General features: G+C 43.5%; 20 protein-coding genes. 16 read left to right on the forward strand and 4 right to left on the reverse strand.

Going from position 1 to position 22145, the window contains the following annotated elements; genetic code table 11:
• The first annotated feature begins 83 nt into the window (after nucleotides 1-83).
• Nucleotides 84-1145: a peptidylprolyl isomerase gene (locus ACFPK9_RS06380; RefSeq protein ID WP_377093994.1), complete on the forward strand. Its 1062-nt coding sequence runs from the start codon at nucleotides 84-86 to the stop codon at nucleotides 1143-1145.
• Here ACFPK9_RS06380 and ACFPK9_RS06385 read toward each other — a convergent pair.
• On the reverse strand, nucleotides 1142-1678 hold the full coding sequence (locus ACFPK9_RS06385; RefSeq protein ID WP_377093995.1) for a rhodanese-like domain-containing protein: 537 nt from the start codon (nucleotides 1676-1678) through the stop codon (nucleotides 1142-1144). The two genes, ACFPK9_RS06380 and ACFPK9_RS06385, sit on opposite strands and share 4 nt — an antisense overlap.
• Before the next feature lie 75 nt (nucleotides 1679-1753).
• Here ACFPK9_RS06385 and pssA point away from each other — a divergent pair, with 75 nt between their 5' ends.
• Complete coding sequence (gene pssA, locus ACFPK9_RS06390) at nucleotides 1754-2599, forward strand: CDP-diacylglycerol--serine O-phosphatidyltransferase (protein ID WP_377093996.1); 846 nt, start codon at nucleotides 1754-1756, stop codon at nucleotides 2597-2599.
• On the opposite strand, the gene ACFPK9_RS06395 is transcribed toward pssA, so the two are convergent.
• Nucleotides 2596-3693, reverse strand: a complete 1098-nt coding sequence (locus ACFPK9_RS06395) for a glycosyltransferase family 4 protein (protein ID WP_377093997.1) — start codon at nucleotides 3691-3693, stop codon at nucleotides 2596-2598. The genes pssA and ACFPK9_RS06395 overlap by 4 nt on opposite strands.
• A gap of 169 nt (nucleotides 3694-3862) precedes the next feature.
• On the opposite strand from ACFPK9_RS06395, the gene ACFPK9_RS06400 reads away from it, so the two are divergent.
• From ACFPK9_RS06400 to galE, 13 genes are all read left to right on the forward strand, one after another.
• Nucleotides 3863-5194 carry a capsular polysaccharide export protein, LipB/KpsS family gene (locus ACFPK9_RS06400; protein ID WP_377093998.1) on the forward strand — a complete coding sequence of 444 codons (1332 nt, stop codon included), beginning with the start codon at nucleotides 3863-3865 and terminating at the stop codon, nucleotides 5192-5194.
• Nucleotides 5195-5200: 6 nt separating this feature from the next.
• On the forward strand, nucleotides 5201-6292 hold the full coding sequence (locus tag ACFPK9_RS06405; RefSeq protein ID WP_377093999.1) for an SLBB domain-containing protein: 1092 nt from the start codon (nucleotides 5201-5203) through the stop codon (nucleotides 6290-6292).
• 22 nt (nucleotides 6293-6314) lie between these two features.
• The gene (locus ACFPK9_RS06410) at nucleotides 6315-7106 is read left to right on the forward strand and encodes an ABC transporter permease (RefSeq protein ID WP_377094000.1); all 792 of its coding nucleotides are present in this window, start codon (nucleotides 6315-6317) and stop codon (nucleotides 7104-7106) included.
• A complete protein-coding gene (locus ACFPK9_RS06415) occupies nucleotides 7103-7888 on the forward strand; it encodes an ABC transporter ATP-binding protein (RefSeq protein ID WP_377094001.1) in 786 nt (261 codons plus the stop codon). The genes ACFPK9_RS06410 and ACFPK9_RS06415 overlap by 4 nt, the downstream gene beginning before the upstream one ends.
• Nucleotides 7889-7903: 15 nt before the next feature.
• Nucleotides 7904-8989, forward strand: a complete 1086-nt coding sequence (locus tag ACFPK9_RS06420) for a KpsE/RkpR family capsule polysaccharide export protein (protein WP_377094002.1) — start codon at nucleotides 7904-7906, stop codon at nucleotides 8987-8989.
• A gap of 72 nt (nucleotides 8990-9061) precedes the next feature.
• Nucleotides 9062-10138, forward strand: coding sequence for a hypothetical protein (locus ACFPK9_RS06425; protein WP_377094003.1), 1077 nt, complete (start codon nucleotides 9062-9064; stop codon nucleotides 10136-10138).
• Nucleotides 10139-10177: 39 nt separating this feature from the next.
• A complete protein-coding gene (locus tag ACFPK9_RS06430) occupies nucleotides 10178-11080 on the forward strand; it encodes a glycosyltransferase family 2 protein (RefSeq protein WP_377094004.1) in 903 nt (300 codons plus the stop codon).
• A gap of 2 nt (nucleotides 11081-11082) precedes the next feature.
• Nucleotides 11083-11874: a hypothetical protein gene (locus ACFPK9_RS06435; RefSeq protein WP_377094005.1), complete on the forward strand. Its 792-nt coding sequence runs from the start codon at nucleotides 11083-11085 to the stop codon at nucleotides 11872-11874.
• Nucleotides 11871-13070, forward strand: a complete 1200-nt coding sequence (locus ACFPK9_RS06440) for a glycosyltransferase (RefSeq protein WP_377094006.1) — start codon at nucleotides 11871-11873, stop codon at nucleotides 13068-13070. The genes ACFPK9_RS06435 and ACFPK9_RS06440 overlap by 4 nt, the downstream gene beginning before the upstream one ends.
• 248 nt (nucleotides 13071-13318) lie before the next feature.
• Nucleotides 13319-14473 (forward strand): glycosyltransferase family 2 protein, encoded by a 1155-nt coding sequence (locus ACFPK9_RS06445; protein ID WP_377094007.1) that lies wholly within the window; start codon nucleotides 13319-13321, stop codon nucleotides 14471-14473.
• Complete coding sequence (locus ACFPK9_RS06450) at nucleotides 14461-15378, forward strand: hypothetical protein (RefSeq protein ID WP_377094008.1); 918 nt, start codon at nucleotides 14461-14463, stop codon at nucleotides 15376-15378. Before ACFPK9_RS06445 ends, ACFPK9_RS06450 begins: the two co-directional genes overlap by 13 nt.
• Nucleotides 15379-15434: 56 nt before the next feature.
• Nucleotides 15435-17414 (forward strand): capsular polysaccharide biosynthesis protein, encoded by a 1980-nt coding sequence (locus ACFPK9_RS06455; protein ID WP_377094009.1) that lies wholly within the window; start codon nucleotides 15435-15437, stop codon nucleotides 17412-17414.
• Between the two features lie 26 nt (nucleotides 17415-17440).
• Nucleotides 17441-18454: a UDP-glucose 4-epimerase GalE gene (gene galE / locus ACFPK9_RS06460; protein ID WP_377094010.1), complete on the forward strand. Its 1014-nt coding sequence runs from the start codon at nucleotides 17441-17443 to the stop codon at nucleotides 18452-18454.
• A 72-nt stretch (nucleotides 18455-18526) separates the two neighbouring features.
• Here the strand turns inward: galE and ACFPK9_RS06465 are convergent, their stop codons facing one another.
• Together ACFPK9_RS06465 and tsaA are read right to left on the reverse strand one after the other, a co-directional pair.
• Nucleotides 18527-18712 (reverse strand): hypothetical protein, encoded by a 186-nt coding sequence (locus ACFPK9_RS06465; RefSeq protein WP_377094011.1) that lies wholly within the window; start codon nucleotides 18710-18712, stop codon nucleotides 18527-18529.
• 16 nt (nucleotides 18713-18728) lie between these two features.
• A complete protein-coding gene (gene tsaA, locus ACFPK9_RS06470; protein WP_377094012.1) occupies nucleotides 18729-19400 on the reverse strand; it encodes a tRNA (N6-threonylcarbamoyladenosine(37)-N6)-methyltransferase TrmO in 672 nt (223 codons plus the stop codon).
• A gap of 91 nt (nucleotides 19401-19491) precedes the next feature.
• Here tsaA and ACFPK9_RS06475 point away from each other — a divergent pair, with 91 nt between their 5' ends.
• Nucleotides 19492-22089: a tetratricopeptide repeat protein gene (locus ACFPK9_RS06475; RefSeq protein WP_377094013.1), complete on the forward strand. Its 2598-nt coding sequence runs from the start codon at nucleotides 19492-19494 to the stop codon at nucleotides 22087-22089.
• Nucleotides 22090-22145: the final 56 nt, after the last annotated feature.

Raw genomic sequence — 22145 nt, forward strand, 5'->3', positions numbered from 1 at the left:
TCACACATTTTCGCAAAAAGCCACGCAGCGAAAGTTGTGTGGCTTTTTTGTGTCTGCTCATCTAGCCTACCTCGCAGATGAAAATGGGAAAAAAATTCGTAGTGCGCCTCATCGCTTGGTCAGCGCTCATGCTCTACCTCCTCTGTGACCTCATCTTTTTCACTGGCCCACTCAAAAAGCAGGTGGACAAAATGCATAACTCCCACGTGAAGAAAATGCAACTAGACCAAGACCGAGATATCATTGCCCGTGTTTTCACCGTCCCCATCTATCTTTCACAAGTCGACTATGGTGTAGATGAATACCTCTGGAGAAATGGCCGTAATAGAGCCGAACTCACCGCCGCTGAACGCGCAACACTTCGCATAAAGGTATTAGACGAGCTGATTGACCACTCCATTCTCCGAGAAAAAATTGCTCTCAATGATGACACTTTCCCAGTCAGCCAAGCTGAAATCACTTCCGCAATCCAGCGGTTTACTAGCCGTTTCTCCACTCCACAACAAATGGCCGACACTCTCAAAGGATTTGGTTTCAAACATAAAAAAGAATTAGAATTCCGCATCGCAGCTCGTCTCCAACAAAACAAATACATCGATAGCAAAATCGCCCCAGCCATCGCCGTCAGCGTTGACGAAGCCCGAGCCTGGTACAGTGATCACCGTGAAGAACTCACCACTCCAGAACGCATCAAAGCTCGCCACATTTTCTTATCCAAACTCAACCATAACGAGCAACAAGCACTCGCAAAACTCGAGCAAGCCAAACTCAAGCTCACATCAACCAACTTTGACGAACTCGCAAAAAAACTCAGCGCCGACCCTCGAACAAGTCAAGCTGGCGGAGATCTCCAATGGATGCAACGTGAACGACTCCCCAACGACTTTGCCGAACAAGCCTTCGCGCTTCCTCTCGATCAACCTCGGATCATCGAAACAAAAATCGGATGGCACCTTATCGTGGTGACTGCCAAGCGCTCGGCAGAATTGGCCAATTTCGAACAACTCAAACCCGAGATCATAGCTGCACTCGAAACCTCTCGCAGGAAAGACGCAATCGCCCAATACCGCCAAAACCTACGGGCTCAACATTACGAAAAAATCATCGTCCATTCAGAACTCATCGAGTCCCCGTGGACCCATTAGTCCATTTCCAAACGATAGCGTGGAATAGCTTTATCAACTTCCTTACTCCAAGCGTCGATTCCCCCCAACATTCCCCGCGTACCTTTCAAACCATGCCCTTGAAACCAAGCGCAGGTATCTAACACTCTCCCACCCGTGTGATCGTACAACACAATCACATCATCCTCTTTCGCTTTTCCAAACAACTCCTGCTGCCGCTCTTGTGTCATAAACTCTGAGCCAGCAATCGTTACAGCCTCATGTTCCTCTCTGGTTCGGGTATCTAGGAACACAAAATCTCGGCCATCGTCCAACAACGACTTCACCTCACTTGGAGAAATAAGCATCGCCTTATCAACCTCGTGGCTCTGCAACACATGTGCAATGGCTTCATTCACATCAATTTCATTGCGCTCGCAAACCTCACCAAGCGTCTCCTCATCTTTATAAGCGCACGAACTACATCCGCCAATGTGATAGCGGGCAAAAAGCGCCCGGCGCGCACCTGGATATTGAGCCAATAAATCCACCATTGATGTCGTTGCTTCAGCCATACCTCAGAAGCTAATCACATCCCCTCACATTTTCCACTGTTTCTTCCCAAACAAATGTGGCTAGTTAGCACTGACATGAGCCACGAGGAACCAAACACACCCTACGAGGAACCTAAAATCTACCTGCTGCCCAATCTAATGACTGCGGGTAACCTCTGCTGTGGGTTCTTCGCTGTACTTACCATTTTCAAGGGAATGCAGCACGACGAGTTCATTGACGCCTATACCTTCTACCAACAGGCAATTATGTTGATTTTCGGTTCCTGTATCTTCGACCTCCTAGATGGTCGACTTGCCCGTCTAGGTGGCCAAGAGTCCCCATTCGGTCAGGAATTTGACTCCATTGCCGACGTCGTCTCATTCGGTATGGCTCCAGCTCTGCTCGTTTCTAAAGCCGTACTCTTTCCATTATCCGAACAACTCGGAGATTTCAAACTCGGCTGGGCCATCGCCTTCATTTATCTACTCTGCGGCGCCATGCGCCTCGCTCGCTTCAACTGCCTCGCTAACATCCCTAAAAAACCGGGCGACACCATGGACTTTCGTGGCATCCCCATCCCAATGGCAGCCGGCTTCATTGCCTCTATCACCTTCCTCATCATCCACCTCTATCGAGGTGATTCCGCAAACGAGATTAACCTCGGAGCTTGGAACTACGTCTTAGCCGCAGTCATGCTCGGTCTCTCAGCACTCATGCTCAGTAATGTCCGCTACCCCAGCTTCAAAAAAGTCGATTGGAAAACCAAAGGCTCACTCTGGGGAGTCGTACTCGGTGCCATCTTCATCATGCTCATCATGTACGAACAAACCCGCTGGTACACACCCACACTTCTCTTCACCCTCTATTTACTCTACGGTTTACTCCGCCCACTGCTGTCCAAGAAACTCCAGAAGAAACTTGAAGAAAAAGTCGAAGGTTAAACTCGCTCAACCAAGCTCTCACAAAGTTTCCTAAACCTCTGAGTCACCCTATCCCAAGTCACATCGCGGACACTTTCTACTGCCGCGTTACGCAAATCTATGTTCGACACCTCGTCCAACGCTTTTTCACATTTCCTCAAAAAATCCTCTTCCCTACCAAACGGCACACAAAACCCATTTTCTCCATCGCATACATGCATTTGGATAGCGGCATAATCAAAGCCCACCACCACCAAGCCTGAAGCTAATCCTTCCGTAATCGTATTTCCAAATGTCTCTGTAAGACTAGGAAACACTAATATATCGGCTGAAGCATACGCCTCAGCTAGCTCCCTCCCTTGCAAAAACCGCTGACAGTGAACATTCGGATTATTCGACTGAAAACCGACAAAAGAAGGTCCATCCCCGACAACTACACACACAGTTTCAGGGTTCTTTTTTTGCAATGCTTGAAATGCCTCTGAAAGCAACTTTAGGTTCTTTTCCGGTGAAATCCTCGCCACAAAAATCGCGACAGGCGTCCCATCCTTAGCTCCCCACTTCTCACGTAAGAGATCACTACGCTTGGAAGGATGAAATCGCTCAGAATCAACACCACGACCAAGTACATGCAATTTTTCAAAACCAAACCCCTCTAGTTCGCACTTCACTGAATCTGAAGGCACTAAAGTCGCAGATGCCTTGTTGTGAAACTTCCTTAAAAAGCGCACCGCTGGCTGCGCCAACCATCCTAGCTTAAAACTTTTTGCGTACTGGTTAAAATTCGTGTGGTAACCAGCGATCACAGGGATCCCCATTTTTCTTGCAGCCTTAAGCCCTGCTGCTCCAAGAAATGCCTCGGTCGCAATGTACACCACATCTGGTCTAATCTGAGACCAAAACTCCTCAATCGTCTTACTCCTCAACAAAGCCACATTCACCGAACTATACTTCGGCACGCGAAAAGACATCATAGCCAAGGAACTATCAGCATGAGGGCCAATCACTCGCACCTCCCACCCTTCTGACTTCACTCCATCTACCATCTGTCGTAGAGTTCGAGCTGCACCATTAATATCAGGCGAATAAGTGTCTGTGAGAAAGTCAATGCGCATATGGAACAGATAGAAGAACAACTATTGAATTAACAAAGCTCTCTGGCTAGCCAAACATTACACAATTCCGTTTTTTGGCATTGCATATGCTCTTATCGCATTCTATTCCGAGTAATCGAGCAGTTAGCACCGTGTGCCGCAGCCTACTCTCACTCAGACACGCCTTTTAATGCACCCAAAACGACATAAGCAACTCAACAACGCACTTATTCTTCAGGGCGATTGGGAGGGAGGTCTCACAAATTTTGCGTTAGATTTGATCGACAAGGGCACACAGGTCACCAAAGTAGTACTCCACGCTGGGGACTGGATTTATAAATGGAAAGGCGTAGCAACTGTCGACTTTGACGCACCACTCGATGAATTTGAGAACTGGCTCAGAGCTTATATTTCTGAACACGACGTCGACTCCCTCATCCTCTACAACCAATACCGCCCATACAACCTCATTGGCTGGGATCTCGCCGAAGAACTAGGCATCGAGTGCATCGTTCTTGAGCTAGGTTTACTAAGACCAGACTTTTGCAGTATTTACTCCCGTCAACGTAACCAATTCGATTACCTCCAGAACCGTTGGACTGAAATTCTTAACAAAGATCAAGCGGTCACTCCCCCTGAGAAACCAGCACAGCTTGCTCGCATGAGTACTCCATGTAAAATGGTGCAATTTGGCCTCTTCTTTCTATTCTCAAGATTTATGGCAACTTTTGCCCGCCAGTACTGCCACTATCAAGACCAGCGCACGCTCAGCGTTGGCCACCATTTAGTCGCAAACATCCGAGGTGCCTTGCGCTTTCAAGGACGCAAAAAACAAAGCTGTTTTGATAAGATATTTGCCGGTAAATGGTCAGGCAAATATTACTTTGTACCACTCCAGGTCCATACCGACAGCCAAATCACCATTCGCTCGCACTTCCAGAGTATGGAAGAGTTTATCTGCACTGTCGCAGCTTCTTTTAAAAAGCACGCGCCTAAAGGCACCAAACTCGTCTTTAAGATCCATCCTATGGACCGTGGCTATAAAGACTACCTCCATCTCATCAAAAAAATCCGTGAAGATATAGGAAACCAACGCATCCTCTATCTAGACCGCATACATCTACCTACGATTTTAGATAATGCACGTGGCTGTATCACGGTAAACAGCTCCGTCGGCCTCTCAGCTCTGATCCACAACACACCTCTCATCACCCTTGGAAAGGCCGCGTTCGATCTCGAAAAACTCACCTTTCAAGGCTCATTAGATGATTTTTGGACGCAACACGGCAGAGTCTCAAAAAAGCACGTCAACAATTTTGTCGCACTTTTAAAGCAGACCTCACAAGCCCAAGGCACATTCTACCAGCGCCTCTACTCCTCACCTGGTCGCTGTAAAATTGCTTGGCCTGCCGACTTCAACTCCCTTTTCGAACCTCACCAAGATCTCGTTCAACATTACTCGACACCAGAAACATTCAGCAATATCGAACTCCCCTCTGCTGAGCCTGCTACGATTCAATAAAACACTATGAAGAAGCTTCTAGCGCTCACCTCAACTCTCGCGAGTTTTCTACTACTCAACTCCTGTCAGTGGACTCCTGAACAGGGGCCTACAAATATGGATGCTATCCATGACGCCCAGAAAGAAGGGAAATTCCCCACCAACGAATACGTGATTATTGACGTTAACAATCTCAACATCACCGAGATCAACAAGCCTCAGATAATCCAGAGCAACTCCATTCCTAAAACTGATCTCATCAAAACATATGCTGATGCGATCCGCCCCTACGATAAGTTAGCTCTCCAAGTGATTGATACCGCTGAAACGGGAGGATTTTCAAGCCGAGATGGACGCCCAGTTCAATTTGGCCCGATCGAAGTTCCTCAATCAGGAAAAATCTCCATACCCTACGCCGGTGATTTTAATGTAATTGGTAAAGAAATCACAGATGTTCAAAACGAAATACAAAATGCGTATTCCACAGTATTCAATACAGCACAAGTATCACTTAACAGAATTTCACGCCTTCCTCTTACAGCAAATGTCATAGGCATCGCTAACAAGCCAGGCCAACAGCAGATCGATCGTAAAGGCGTCACACTCGCCGACCTCGTTGCTAAAAGCGGTGGGACAGCCATCGAACCCTTCACTTGCGAATATAAACTCCACCGAGAAGGACGTACCTACCTACTAAACAACAAGGAAGTTACCACCAAAAATATTCTCGCTCAAGATGGTGATATACTAGAAATCCAAAAAAGTGATAAACATGCTGTGACGATCTTAGGTGCCGTCAATCGCCCAGGATCTTACCCTTTTCCTAACAATGATGCCCGTTTAGCCGACTTCATCGGCCAAGGTGGCGGAGTCAGCTCAAACCGAGCCGATGTCACAGGAGTCTTTGTCTTTCGGAAAACTTCCAATGATTCAGCTACCATCTTCCGCTTCAACCTAAGCGACCCATCAGGGGTAATCTACGCCAGTCGCTTCTTAGTTCACGGCGACGACATCGTCTACGTCACCGAAGCCCCACTTGCCCGATGGAATAGAATGATCAGAAATATATTACCCTTCAGTCAGGTATCTAACTTCTCCCGCATAGGCACCGCATTTTAACCTCTACTGGATTTTTCAGCAAATGCCTATCCGAATTCGTGAGCACTCCCCATGGAAAACTCAAGTATATGTCACCAAAGCTCTCCTTCAGAGAGAAGCCATTACGAGATTTGGAAAGTATAAGTTAGGGTTCGTATGGATGCTCATCGATCCACTTGTATCAGTCATTATACTAGGTCTCATTCTAGGTCCTGTGTTAGGCAGAAGCTCAGGTGAAGTACCATATGCTTTTTTCCTACTCTGTGGCTTTATGTTATTGAAATTATTAACTGGCCCTATGTCTTCAGGTATCGGTGCGATCAGCTCTAACAAAGGCTTGCTTGTCTTTAAAAAAGTACAACCTCTTGATCCTTTTATATCAAAATTTCTTTTCGACCTACTCTCTTCTTCATTTGCTTTTACCGTGTTCTGTCTCGTAGGATCTTGGTTTGGTATTCCCATTTCTACTGACAATCTTTTTACTCTGTTTTTCTGTATCGTCTGTACGTGGGCAATAGGTTCAGGCTTAGGCATTGCTCTCGGCATTGCATGTACTAAATTCGCTGAACTTGAGAAAATTATCGCCTACATCCAGCGCCCTCTACTCTTCATTTCCTGCGTACTCTATCCTTCATCAAACATTCCAGCAACGCACATAAAATACCTTTTGCTTAACCCTCTTGTACACACCATTGAGTACTCTCGTATGTGCCTTTTTCCTAACTATAAGGCCCCAGGAGTCAACCTTGCCTATCCAGCTCTGTTTGCCCTAATTAGTCTATCTCTTGGCTTTATGACCTACCGAAATAATCGCCACTACCTAGCTCAGCGATGATAGAACTCACTAACGTAACCAAATATTACCATCTTAAAGGTGGTAAGACCCATGACGTGATGCGTGACATTTCTCTATGCATCCCTGAGAAAAAGAGCATCGGCATCCTTGGGCCTAACGGCGCTGGAAAAAGCACACTTTTACGTATGATTGGAGGTGCTGAAGCACCAAATAGCGGAACAATTAAATCGAATTCCTCTATTTCTTGGCCACTGGGAGTCGGTGTTGGTTTTCAAGGCTCACTAACTGGCAGACAAAACATAGAGTTCGCTTGCCGCATTAATGGGCTCACTAAGGCCGAAAAAGAATACATTATTAAAAATGTCATAGAGTTTGCCGAACTCGGTGATTTTTTTGATATGCCAGTCAAATCGTACTCCTCAGGAATGCGAGCAAGATTAGGCTTTGGTTTGTCGATCAACTTTGATTTTGACTACTACCTCATAGATGAGCTCACTTCAGTTGGTGATGCCATTTTCCGCCAAAAAGCCGAACGGGCCTTTGAAGAAATTAAGGAACGAGCATCACTCATTTTTGTAGCTCACAACCTCACCACTTTAAAAAAATCATGTGAAAGCGCCATCTTTCTAAGAAATGGTAACGCCTCCTACTATGAGTCAATAGATGAAGGCATCGATAGTTATCTTAATTTCATAGCAGAAAAAGATCCCATCACAGCCAAAAAAATGGCCCGAAAATTAGCCAAAAAGGCTACCAAGAAAAAAACAGCTAAAAAAGCTACTCGTAAAAAAAATACTAAGAATCCAAACGGAACTCAGTAAAGCAACACTTTCACTATGTCTGAACGTAAAAATACACCATTACTTGCCATATTACTTCTATGTGTATGCGCGATTCCAGTCATCTATCTTTATGCATTTGCTCAAGATCGATATGTCTCGGAATCCCAATTTTCAGTAGTGGTCGAAGAAAGTTCCAACGCTGAAGCCTCAGTTGGGATACTAGCAATGATTGGAGGTAGTCACACAGGGACCCTAGACACACAAGCAGCCATCGGCTTCATCCATTCAGCCGACTTGTTGTTAGAAGCTGAAAAAGAGTTTAATTTACTTGAACACTACTCCTCACCTGAAAAAGACTACCTATTTAGACTCAACAAAGACTCCACCATAGAAGAACGACTGGATTATTACCGCAAACGAATCATTGCACATTATAATCAAGCAACAGGCTTGATTCATCTTACGGTTGAATCATTTTCAGCAGATTTATCCTACAAATTGTCTCAAAATATTTTAGAAAAAACAGAAAAGTTCATTAATGACCTTAACAAGGAAATTGCTATGAGACGTCTGGACTTTGCCCAAGCAGAAGTACAGAGAGCTCACGAAAATATCAAAGAACAAGAAAAAGCTCTACTAAGCTTCCAGAACGAACACAAAATAATACAACCTGAAGCGATTATTCAAGCGAAACTGGCTGCAATACAAACTTTGCGACTAGAACGAATCAACCGTGAAATTGAACTCACCACCCTCAAAACTAGTTCTCCAAATTCCCCTAACATTCACACTCAAGAAACGGCAATAAAACAACTCGATGCCATCATAGCAGAACAAGTTGAAGAACTTTCTGGTGCCGACCAACAAAAACTTAATCAACTTTTATCTCAACATAAAGAACTCACATTAAACCTGGAATTCGCCACTAACCTCAGAAAAGGAGCAGAACTCATTCTTGAAAAAACCCGAGCAGAAACGATATCAACATCACGCTTCTTCTCTGTAATTCAGAATCCTTATTTATCCGATGATTACAAAAACCCGAAGCGGCTTTATTTGTCAATAACCGCTATATGCGTACTTTTATTAACTGTATATGTCGTCAAAGCTATCATTGCCTCTATCTACGATAGAGTATGAACTACTCCCTACATAGCACGCATCACATTCTTCATAGCAATATCCAATAATTAACTACTCTATTAATTTCCAATGCGAAATCAACTCACTTCAACCAATGCTGATTCGATAGATATTTTTATTCATATCGGCATGCCTAAATCTGGATCGACCTCAATTCAGAACACATTAAAAAGTCTCAGTGGAGATTTAGAAAAAAAAGGGATTTTATTTCCTACAACACCAATCAAAGAAGATGACAACCAAGCAATAGTCGCTCTCTGTAAAAGAAAAGAAAGGCTCCCCAGAGATCTTAAACAAAGAGCTGAATCTTTAAGCCAAGAAGAAATTAATTCAATGATGGATAAGTGGTTGCTAAGGCTTCAAAAAACAGTAACGCAAAAATATAAATCTATTATAATATCAAGTGAGTATTTATTCACTATGAGCGACAAAGAGATATCAACTCTCAAAAATAAATTTGAAGGTATCTTTCATAATCCAAAATTCCACATCATTGCGTACGTCCGAGAGCCAGTCGCATACTGGTCATCGTTGATGCAGCAACACATAAAAGCGAACCATCGTATCAAGCTAGGCAAATCGATTAATTACGGTGTTCTTTCAATTTACAAATCCATTTTTCAATCTATTGACGTCTTTGAGTTTAATAAAAATAAGCTACCAAACGGCGATGTTGTTAGACATTTCTTCGGATTGATTGATCCATCTATAGACCTTTCTGGAACCTCTGCTCCCAGCAATCCATCTCTTAGCCCAGAAGCTATTGATATCATGCAAAATTTTAGAAAAAACCGCCTCCCTAAACAAAATGGTAAACGCACTCCAGAGAGTAAAACCTTTCTAAGAATACTTGGGAATTCTGACAAATTTGTACCTGGCAAAAAAAGTTCTCTAGTGAAACCTTCTGTAGCGGCTCTTATCACTGAGGCAAACACGGCTAACCTTTCCATGTTAGCAAGTGATTTTGGAATTAACTTTGGCGCCCCTCCAACATCCACAGCCACTCAAGAAGACGAATTTATATCCGCTGATACTATTGATCAAATCTACGATGTTGATCAACAGAGAAAAAACAATTTATTAATGGAAGTCACTTGTCGTCTCTCGCGTAGATTAGCGAATCAGGCTAGGGAAAAGCAATCTTAATAAACAGTCATCCTGTACAGAGGAATAAAAAATGTAGCCATGAATGACCTTCATAATAATCAGCCGACACTAAGCGTCGGCATCCCTGTATATAACTCTGGTCCATCAGTTATTGATGCTGTTGAATCAGTTCTAAATCAAACATGGCTTGGATCGCTTGAAGTCATACTTATTAATGACGGCTGTGATGACAATGAAACGCTTGAAGTTCTCAATCAATTAGAACGATTGCATGCTGAGGTGCTTGTCTACCACCACTCACAAAACCTTGGACGCCCTTATGCTCGAAATACAGTTCTAGAAAATGCCAGAGGTAAGTATCTAACCTGGATTGATGCTGATGACACTTGGTACCCTCACAAGCTACAGACCCAATTCACCGAACTTTATAAAGTCAGCCCTGAAGTAGATGGCTATATATGTTTAAGTTCTTATGACTGGCAATGGGAAGGCGGGGGCAAAAAACGTATTAAATCTCCAGACCTAACTCAAGGCGCCTTACAAGGAGTAATTAATGGGAAAATCGGTTGCTACCTCTGGACTATGTTAGCCACAACAGAAACTTATAGAAGAGTCGGTAAATTTGATACTAACTTACCGCGGCTGCAGGATCTAGAATTTATCCTACGCTTTGCTCATCAAGGCGGACAGTTTGTTGCTACGCCTAATAACCAACCGCTCTGCATCTATAAGAAGTCAGATGTTGGGAGAAGTGGAGAAAGTGTCGAACACTCAGTTCGACATATATGGAAAAAGCACCGCTTTTCCTATGCTTCTTTTGGTAATCGGTTTGAAAGATTTTCTAAGCAAGATCAGCTTGCCTTAATTATTCGCCACTACAGAAACAACGGAAAAAGAATGTTGTTTTCAAGACTAGCTGTTCAATATTTCGCCAAATCTCCTAAACGCGGTTTGAAGCGATTCAAACGAACTTTCTGTTAGTCATGCTTTACATCAATTTATCCTTATTCGATTGTCTCGATCATTTAATTACCATTCAGGATCAACTAGCTCTGGAGGCGAAAACTTCGTTAATTACTCCGTCTTCTATAGGCATAGAAACGTCACAAGCTAACTTCTCACCTCAGCTATTCAACGAGAATGCTAATGCATTGGCCGTTAGTGTAGGCCGAATAATTGAATCAACGCATAGATCAAACCATGTCATACTCAATATTAATTTTGAGCACCTTTTAGATATTCACGTAATATCATCCTCTATGGACAAGACTGACCAGTTTATTACTCAATTGAAAGATGCATATGTTGGTGACACCATAATCCAAGTAGTCTTACCTGACATTCTTCGTGAAAATAGAATTTACGAAACTCTCTCTATTCTAAACGACTACTCAAGTACAGATATTGAGATACTTAAGGAACGGAAGGTTGAGCTATCTAAAGAAATTACTCCACTAGCAGAATGCTCTCATACATTAGATTCTCTGTCCTTGAACTCAGCAGCTCTACCGTCACTCCCTAAACAATTCGTTCGTGAAGACTATAGGCTATACAGCACCTCTACAATAAACAAAATTGCTTCGCACGATATCGGGCTTCAATTATTTAAACAAATAAAAAAAATCCATCATTTATCTATCGAGGAATGGCTTGGCTCATATATTAAACAGCTACGTTTCCTCCCACCCTTTAGTCGGCTAGAAGCACTAGAATATAATTCGCCTGATTCTATCAAGCAGTTAGCTGTAAACATATTCAGACACCTCCCAAAATGAAAATTTCATTGTTTTTAGACCGAATAGCCGGAAGAGCTGGTGGCGCAGAACGAGTCGTTGTTAATGTTGCCAACCAATTAATAACACAAGGATACCAAGTAGAAATCATTACTTACGAAGACACCTTAGGCCGACCTTTTTATCCTTTGAATTGTAATGTTACACTACGTAATTTAAAGGTAACTCCAGCGCTTAAGCCCACTAAAAAAGAAATTAGATCCAAGCGAATTTCTAAGTACATGGAAAGGTTTGAGTGTACGCCCTGTTTAAACAAATTTGCATGGTTTGTAAAAAACCGCGATAAAGTTAATCGAGTAACAGAATATTTTAAAGATAACCCCACCGATCTCATTATTGGATTTCTACCTAGCACATTTGCTGTCACCTACTTAGTGGCTTCAAAATTAAACATTAAATATGTTCTTTCACTGCACAATGTCCCTAAAGAAGATTTTGAAAATCCAGCCCGATGGGATCAAAATATCAATGATAAAAAACTACGCTTTAAGGCTCTCGCAAACGCCAATGCTAACACTGTCATCCTTGATGAATTCCGAAACTACTTCTCTGAATCTATAAAAGATCATACATATACCGTTAGAAATTTCATCACCCGTCCAAATCACAAATCAGCACCACTTCTAAATCGGCCGAAGCGAGTAATTGCAGTAGGCCGATTGGCTAAGCCTAAAGATCACACTACCCTTATCTCAGCTTGGTCAATAGTTCACAAGCTGTGTCCAGATTGGCAACTCTCTATTTATGGCGATGGTCCCCTCAAAAACCAATTACAAACTCAAATAACTAGGGCAGGTTTAAATACATCCATTACTATTCACCCCCCAACAAAAGATATTGATTCTGAATACGGTGATTCTCAAATTTTTTGTATACCTTCACTCTTCGAAGGCTTCGGTCTTGTAACCGTCGAGGCCATGGCTCATTCACTTCCGTGCATCGGCTTTAACTCTTGCCCAGGAACTAATCGACTAATCACATCCCGAAATGGTGTATTAATTGATTGTTCAAACTCAGAAAAAATAAACGCGCTCGCTGACACACTTATAAAAGTTATACAAAACTCTGGACTAAGAGTGAAGCTTTCAGCTGGAGCACACCAAAGCGCCGAAGGCTATTTTGTTGAAAATAGGATACAAGATTGGTTTGACTTAGTGCACACTATTCTCCCTAACTAGCTAAAAGTCTAGATCTAAAGATGTCTCCACATTCAAAGGTACTTTTTAATTTAAACAAATCTACTCTTTTAATTTTTACCGTTAAATATATTATTCACCCGGTAATTAGGTTACTTTGTAAGAGTCGTATTCTGTCCAAATTTTTAGCTAAAAAAAAATTTGTCTACACCTCAAACATTGAAAGTCTTCTTCTTGAAGATGCATACTTATACGGGTATTTGTTAAGGCCATCGTACAACCATGACACATTGAGCAAAGATGAATCTCTTTTCTTAAAGCTACTAAACAAAAACTCTTCACTATCTAAACAAGTATTAGAAGCGATCATAGATTCTCGACAACCCTCGCTTAAAAAGAAAGCTCAAGAACTGTATATCAACTATCACAAAGAAGTATTGTATGAGTATTGCAGTCACCAGCTAAAATCAACCTCCATTCCTTCTCCTCTAGAAAAGGTAATGCCCTTGATTAATCCAAAGCATTTGAACGAGTGTTTTGTATTATCCAATATTATTAGAGAGAGCTCTTTTCCTATTCTTCTTGAAGAAAATGGTCGTTACAGCTCTTTTTCTAAGGAATTTCTGGCCAATTTAACTAAGAATGAGATATTGCCTACCTGCAGTCTCCGCCATCAAACAAACGGTCATTTAATTAGCGTCATTGTTTGTGGTTATAATTGTCATAAAACCCTGGCTCTGGCTTTAAATTCATTGATCAATCAGAGCTATAAAAACCTTCAAATCATCTATATTGATGATGCTTCCGAGGACGATTCATTTCAAATTGCCTGTGACATATTAAAATCTCATTCTCCGCGTAATATAGTACACAAATCACCAATTAGACGTGGAGTATACAGATGTAGAAACATAGCACTTGATATGGCAAACGGCTCTATCATTACATTCCATGATGCAGACGACTGGTCTCACAGTGACAAAATAGCCATTCAGGCACATCCTTTACAATATAATCCTCTAGCTGTCGCATCGTCCTCAAGATGGATTAAGTACAACCCTATAGAAAACCGATTCTCCTCTAGAAAATCTTTTCCTATTCAACAATGGAACTGTTCATCTTTCATGTTTTTAAAATCAGCCCAAGAGAGTATCGGATACTACGATGAAAAAGAGTTTGGAGCTGATTCTGAATTTGTTGCTAGAATGGAATCCTGTTTTACCCCGATTTCCCACAAAACACTTGCTGATTGCCTCAGTATCGGCCTGACTATTCAGTCGTCGCTGACAAATTCGCAATCAACAGGATTCAACAAGCTGGGATGGTCTTTATCTCGCCAACTTTATACAGAACAGTGGAAAATCTGGCATACATCTTGTTTTATAAAAAAACAAATTCCATATTTACCCAAAGAAGAGAGGATTAGAAATCGATGCGTAGACTAAAGCCTAAAGCAGTCAACCTTTTACGCGATCTCGCTGTTGAATTTGAAAGCCAAGATCTTGAAATATCTAAAGATCTTATGGCGCTAGCACACGAATCTAGACCAAATGGGCCGTTTATTCGAAAAAAACTGCGTGAGTATAACAATGCTCTCAAATCTACAGCTAAATGGACTTCCTATGATATAAAACTACAACAACTTGTAAATTCTGGTGAGGTTGCCATTATTCCTGTAGGTTTCAGATGCTACACCAAGCAAAACATTCTGAAAAAATTTGGCATTAAACAAGCCAGTCTTCCATTTGACAGTGGCTTTTTCCCTCCTTCATCGATAGCGAGTATAGTAAAATCACCTCTGATTAATCTCGATTATCTAGACCATAAATCACACGCTGTTTGCATGAAACACGAAAACCATTCCCACCCTGTTCATGGAATGGGAATCAAGTTCACTTCATCTAATTATCACTTTATCAACGATAAGGTGAAGCACATAAACCAAAATGACATCAATATATATTTAGATTCAACATTTAGATATTACACTTTAGACAAACAACATAACTATATATTAGCCCACTATAACTGGCATTCTTATGCTGCAACTAAAAACAAAAACAGAACCTGCTCACAACCTAAACACAACATTCAGTCTATAAACCACACCCTCAACAAGAGGATTGATCGCATGTTTAAATCATGCAACAATGCCAACCACGTTTTCTTTATTTATGACAATCCACAAAGTTATAAATATATGAAAATTGACGACACTCATTTAGACCTAGAAGACACTTCAGTTATAAAATTTGCAATACGTACTAAATTTGGTTCTAAAGCTGACATTTTAAATTTAAACGAAATATCTGACTCGAAATTCTTACTCAACAAAATAGCATCACCATAGACATGCATAAGGTAATTATATAATTCTACTTAGCACTCAGTTCAACCATTTCATGCATGTCAACACATTCTCACCCTTTAGTTAAAGTATATAGAAACACAAGCTCTATAGATTTTTTAGGTTGGGGCTACAAAAACAGTGGCCTTCGCGCCATCAAAGCAGCTAAGCAAAAAAACGAAACGGCGACAATTTTCGAAGACGGTTTCGTGCGCTCAATCTTTCCAGGTTATGGTCGCTGGGCATTATACAGTATTGTAGCTGACACAAACGGCATCTACTACGATGCCACGGGGAACTCAGATCTTATTAGATACCTCAATGGTGAAGTTCTTAGTGAGAATCATTGGAGTAAACCTATTTCAGTAAATGAAATTGATATTACCTTAAAAAAAATCCGAGAATATGGGATTTCCAAATACAATTGTCACCTCGACCAAGGTCGTAAACTTCCTCCAGGAGTTCTCGTTGTCGATCAAACAGCTGGTGACGCGGCCCTAAAGTACGGAGGGATCTCGGCTTCAGATTTCGATAGAATGCTCCAAGACGCCATTGACGAGTCTGGAGATTCTCCAGTCTATGTTAAAACCCATCCTGACCACCAATATCGAGCTAAACATAGCTGCTTTACTCCGGCGTTACTAAATCATCCAAAGATTAAAATACTCCCAGAAGATTTCTGTGTCGCTGAATGTTTTCGCTGTGCCGAGAAAGTTTATGTAGGTACCTCTAACATGGGAATGGAAGCTCTAATACATCGTATTCCAGTAGTTTCATATGGGTGGAACTATTACGCTGGCTGGGGCCTTACTGATGATCGTTCAGCAGCCCCTCTTCCACCCAGAAAGCATCGACTATCTATAGAAAAACTCTTTGAAGCAGCTTACTTGCGCTACACGCATTACTTTGACCCCGACACTAAAGAGCCATGTAATTTATTACGTATTATCGAGCACATTAAGCTGCAGCACTCGATCTGGAAAAAAAGACAACCAGAATACCTCGCAATAGGTCTTTCTCCGTGGAAAAAATCGGTTCTCCCCCTATATTTAGGGGCAAAAATAGAAAAACTTAATTTCTCTAGTGTTAGAAAAGTCCAGCAATACCTAGCAGAGGAAAAGATTCAGCCCGAGCTACTAGTATGGGGCGCAACACAACTTCCCAAATACGCTAAGGATTTATCGGTCACCCGTATAGAAGACGGCTTCATACGCTCCCGCGGACTCGGGGCCAATTTCAATTTCCCCCTCTCTTGGGTTTTTGATGATATAGGAATTTATTTCGATGCTCGGACACCATCGCGCCTTGAGTATATATTAGAAAATCATGATTTTACCGACGCAGAAGTAACCAATACGAACCAGTTAATTGATTTTTTATGTCGCAACAAGATTACGAAATATAATCTCGGACAATCCGACGTCACATTACCGATCGATTCAGTAGGAAAGAAAACTATTCTCATACCTGGCCAAGTTGATTCCGATGCCTCGATCAAATACGGCAGCCCCAAGCTCCGCAACAACCGTGAGCTGTTGGCGGAAGTGAGAAAACAGTATCCAGAGGCCTACATCTGTTACAAACCACACCCAGATCTTTTAGCTGGTGCACGCAAAGACGCGCCACTGTGGGAGGGTATCGAAAGCCAAGTTGATCACCTAGTAACAGAGGGAGACATCATTTCATGGATCAAAGCGGTAGACGAAGTGCACACACTAACCTCCACTGTGGGCTTCGAAGCGCTGCTACACAAAAAAACAGTACACACCTATGGAATCCCCTTCTACGCTGGCTGGGGACTCACGGTCGATTGGCTCGACTGTCCTCGTCGAACTAGGCGACTCTCCATACCGCAGCTAGCATGTGCCGCTCTCTGCCTCTACCCCACCTACCTCAATCCTAAAACTGGAGAATTTATTACGGCCCTAGATGCCGCCAAAATTCTGGCGAATCCCGATTTTCAACACGACTCACGCCCCCCATTTTTAAAGCTGCTTGGCACCATCAAATCATGGTTCTATAAACTGAGCAGACCTTAGCCCCCCAATACACTCTCACTTTTCTCATGAACAAAGTCCTCATCACCGGCGGAGCCGGATATATTGCATCTCACACTAACATTGAACTCCTCAAAGGAGACTACGAGCTCGTGCTCGTTGATAACTTCATCAACTCCAGCGCAGAAGCAATGAAACGCGTGCAGGAACTTTCCGGCCGCGAGATAACCTTCCAGCAAGTCGACCTCCTAGATACAGATTCTCTCAATTCAGTCTTTGTTCAACACCCCGACATCGACTCAGTCATCCACTTTGCAGCACTCAAAGCTGTAGGTGAATCCGTAGAAAAACCATTAGATTATTACACTAACAATATAACTGGTTCACTCAATCTCTACTCAGCCATGAAAAAACATGGTGTATCTAAAATCGTCTTTAGCTCCTCAGCTACGGTCTATGGAGATCCAGACGAGATCCCAGTCAGAGAAAACGCTCCAATTCGCGCCACAAATCCCTATGGTCACACTAAGGCAATGATGGAGCAAATCCTCATGGACACGGCTAAAGCCGAGAACTGGGATATAGCACTACTGCGTTACTTCAACCCTGTTGGAGCTCATGAATCTGGACGCATTGGTGAAGACCCTACCTATCCCAACAATCTTCTCCCATTCGTCAGCCAAGTAGCTGCCGGAATCCGCGAAAAAGTGGTCGTCTTCGGCGACGACTGGGACACACCCGACGGCACAGGAGTTCGTGACTACATTCACGTCACGGACCTAGCCAAGGCCCATGTTAAATCTCTAGAAAAGCTCTCAAACAGCAACGGCATTCACATTTATAACATCGGCACTGGCCGAGGCTATTCCGTCCTAGAAATGATCAATGCCTTCAGCAAGGCTTGCGGTCATGAAGTTCCGTATACTGTAGGGCCTCGACGTGATGGTGACATCGCCGAAGTAACAGGGAACCCATCTAAAGCTAAAGAAGAACTCGGCTGGGAAGCAGAACTCGGCCTCACCGAAATGGTCGAAAGTGCCTGGAAATGGCAAAGCCAAAATCCACGTGGCTATATCGATTAAAGATTCTTTCACTAAAAAAGCCCTGCGTTTTTTGTGCAGGGCTTTGTATTCGTACTCACTCGTTAAAACAAACTACTGAGTGCCAAATCCACCAAAGGCAGCTTGTCCTTCGCCAGGAAGGCGGCGGTTCCATGGAATAGAACTATGTTCACTCGTTGGTCCTAAATTCTTCTCTGTTTCAGGAAGACTACCACATGAAGTACTTAGAAGTGTGACGACTACTCCTAAACCGACTGCGATCCATTTTGCTGCTTTCATTGCTTGAATAGTATGCTCATTGGCTTGGCTCGCAAGCGAAAATCTTGACAACTCCTTGCTCCACTCGCCACCTCACTGCGTACCCATCAATTTCACAGCCATATTCTCTCTCCAAGTCTACATGATACGCGGGTCGTGGATCTAATGCCAAAGTCTGCTCAATCACAGTTCGACTCATCTCTGGAACAATACAGGAGCTACACCACGCCACCTCCATCCTCACTGGTTCCCCATCCACAAAGCCACCTATGGCGCTTGGTACAGAATCGCAAAATGGCACATAGGGTTTAATATCCATCACAGGTGTTCCACTGACTAAATCAGCCCCGCGGATCTTCAGCACGGGCCCATCCAGTGATGCATAATCTACTTCCACCAGCTCCACTACTGACAGCCCCAGATTATTTGGCCGAAATGGCGCGCGCGAAGCAAATACCCCCACGCGTTCATTCCCTCCCAACCTTGGAGGTCGCACAGTTTCTTTGCCTTTCCGCTGACTAGCTAAATGGAAATGAAATACGATCCATAAATGGCTAAAGCCTTCGATGCCCCGAATAAAATTCTCTGCTCGATAACTTTCCTCAAAAATAATTCTTCCCCACGCCTGTTTCACCAATCCTGGCTGACGCGGCACCCCAAACTTTTCCGGATAGCATGTCTCCACTCTCGCTATGGGCTCAATCTCCATAACTCACATCATTTGCAAACAATCCAAACTGACAACTGAAAACGATCCCCAGCATTGACCCGCCTAGGCTCCAGCGCTAGCTTATCCACTCATGCGCTTCGCTGCTCTCGCCATATCTACTCTCATTGTAATTCTTCCTGCATCTGCCCAGCAGCAAGCAGCACCAGATTCTGCACCGAACATGGCAGAAATCACCACCTATCAGCAAGGCCTCCAAGCCATGGCCGATCAACTCCCGGAACTAGCAGTCAGCCGATTCCAAGAAGCGTATAAAATCAGTGGCCTCGAAGACGCGCAGAACCGCGAAATCCTCTACCGCCTCACCGAAGCTCAAGTTCGAGCAAACCAGCCAGAAGACGCTCTCAAAACACTCAAAAGTAAATTCTTCGATAACCATCCAGAAAGAAACTTCTGGCTCGCACAAGCCTATGCTGCACAAGGAAAATATCTCGAAGCAATTGAGTATTTTCAAGCACTCGATAAAGCTTCGATCCACCATGACGCCGCCACTCTCAGCCTCGCAAGCCTGCAGCTAGCCCTCGGTTTTGAAAACGAAGCCATCGACAGCTTTCTCCAAGCTCGCACCTCTAAAGACATCGTCACCAAGCTCAAAGCTAGCGCAATCCTCTCAGAAATTTATCTGAGAAATGGCAAGCTCGAGAATGCAAAAAAAATGATCGCGAGCATCCCTGAGGGCGAAAAATCCGACATCCTCAAGCAGCTCCTCGATGCCAAGCTCGCCTACGCGAATAAAGAATATACCGATGCAATCGCGAAATATTCCATTCTCTTTGAAAATGAGCAAAACATCCACCCGCGGCTCTACCAAATAGCATTACTAGGCCTAGCTGATGCTCGCCATGCTGCAGGCCTTGATCAAGAAGCTATCGATGCATTAATTACTTTCGTCGATGAAAGACAAGACACTCCCATCCTTCTTCCTATCTTTGAACGATTAAGTGCATGGCACCCTTCTCCCCTGTCTGATAATAGCCCATTTTATCTCCAACTCCAAAAATGGGCAGGACGTGACACCCAGAACTCTGCCATCCTATCTCCACAAAGAGACTCAGAATTCATCGTTCCACCGCTGCCACGTGCCGCCACTCTCCAATCTGTTAGTGACAAGCTTAGATCTACAGCCCTCTACTATTACGCTAAGCACACCGCCGCTCTCGACTCGCCAGGTGCGCTTACAAAAGCCCAATTCGACTTCTCAGCATTTAGGTTAGCCAATCCCTTACATCCACTTTTTGGTAGTTCTATTCTCGAAACTGCTAAAATTGAACTTCAGTTAAAGCAAAAACTCGCCGCCCTACAAACGCTTCGCACGCTCGCCACCATGGTGAAAAAACAGCAAGTCTCGTTAAGCTTAGAAGCAAAATCAAAAGCTGGATTCATCGCAGGTTTACTCAGTGTTGAAGCTGAAGACTATTCAGACGCCCTAACAGCCTTTGAACTCGCCACCAAGTCTAACAACGAAAAAGTCGCTAAACTCGCAACCATCAATGCCGGCCTTGCTGCATTACGTAGCGCCAACTTAGCTGCATTCGATGCGCAGAAAGAAAAAATCGAAGACAAAGATATCCGCACTCAGCTCGACTTAGAAAAAGCGCTCTGGCTAGCGCACCAAAAGCACGAAAATGCACGCGAAGCCCTCTATAATTTTCTCCTAAAAAATCCAGACCATCCTAGAGCTGTTGATGCACGCATTGCTCTCGCTTCCATCTGTGCCACTCAATCACCTCTTGACCCAGTTCTATGCACCGCGCTGTTAGACACCGTCAAAGGAAACTCTCTCACCGAAAAGCAATTTACAGAATTCTCACGCACTAGTTACCAGCTCGCAGAACTTAAACAAGATTGGCCCACTGCGATCCAGGCAACTCAATCCTTCCTAGACAAATACTCTTCCAGCGACGACGCAGCTGAATTCCGCCTCCGCCAAGGTATAGCTCTCTACCGTAACGGCGAACATAACAAAGCCCGTCAGTTACTTGTTAAAATTGCCCTCGACCAGCCCTCCTCCCCGCTCGTACCATTCTGTTACTATTACGCAGGCACCGCCGCCCGTCTTGAAGGCACGCCGCAAGCACTCAAAGAAAGCATCGACCTTTTTGAAAAAGTAGTCACCACCAACTCATCCCTCTCTACTGAAGCGCGTATCCAACAAGCCCGTATTCTTCTCGATGTCAACCGCACTGAAGAAGCTAAAATTTCTCTTAACGAAGTATACGATCCCTCATCCTCCTCTTCTCAACAAAGAGAAATCGGTGTCCTCCTTGCTACCGCACTCCACACCCAAGGCAGCGAAGATAGCGGTCAATACGCAAAGGCCGTTGCCGTTTATGACCAACTTCTCAAACACCCTAGCTTGCCCCTAGCATGGAGTAATCAAATCCACTACATGAAAGGGCAAACTCTCGAGAGTATGGGCGAAGATGAAGCAGCTCTCAATTCCTATTACATTGTCATCAATCGCGAAAATATTGACACCACCGAAGGCCAACAAGAATGGAAATGGTTCTACCAATGTGCCTTCAAAGCCATCGCATTATTAGAAAAAAATAAAAACTACCGAGCCGCAGTTGCCGTAGCAAAAAAAGTTGCCTCCTACGGCGGCCCTGAAACCGAGTCTTACCAAAAGCGCGCACGCGCCCTCGAAATGGAACACATGATCTGGGAGTAACTATGGTTTTTGAGCCGTACAACAGGTACTGCAGACACAGAACTTAACACTAAAAA

It is taken from the genome of Rubritalea spongiae, from assembly GCF_042652385.1.
GTDB classification, from domain to species: Bacteria; Verrucomicrobiota; Verrucomicrobiia; order Verrucomicrobiales; family Akkermansiaceae; genus Rubritalea; species Rubritalea spongiae.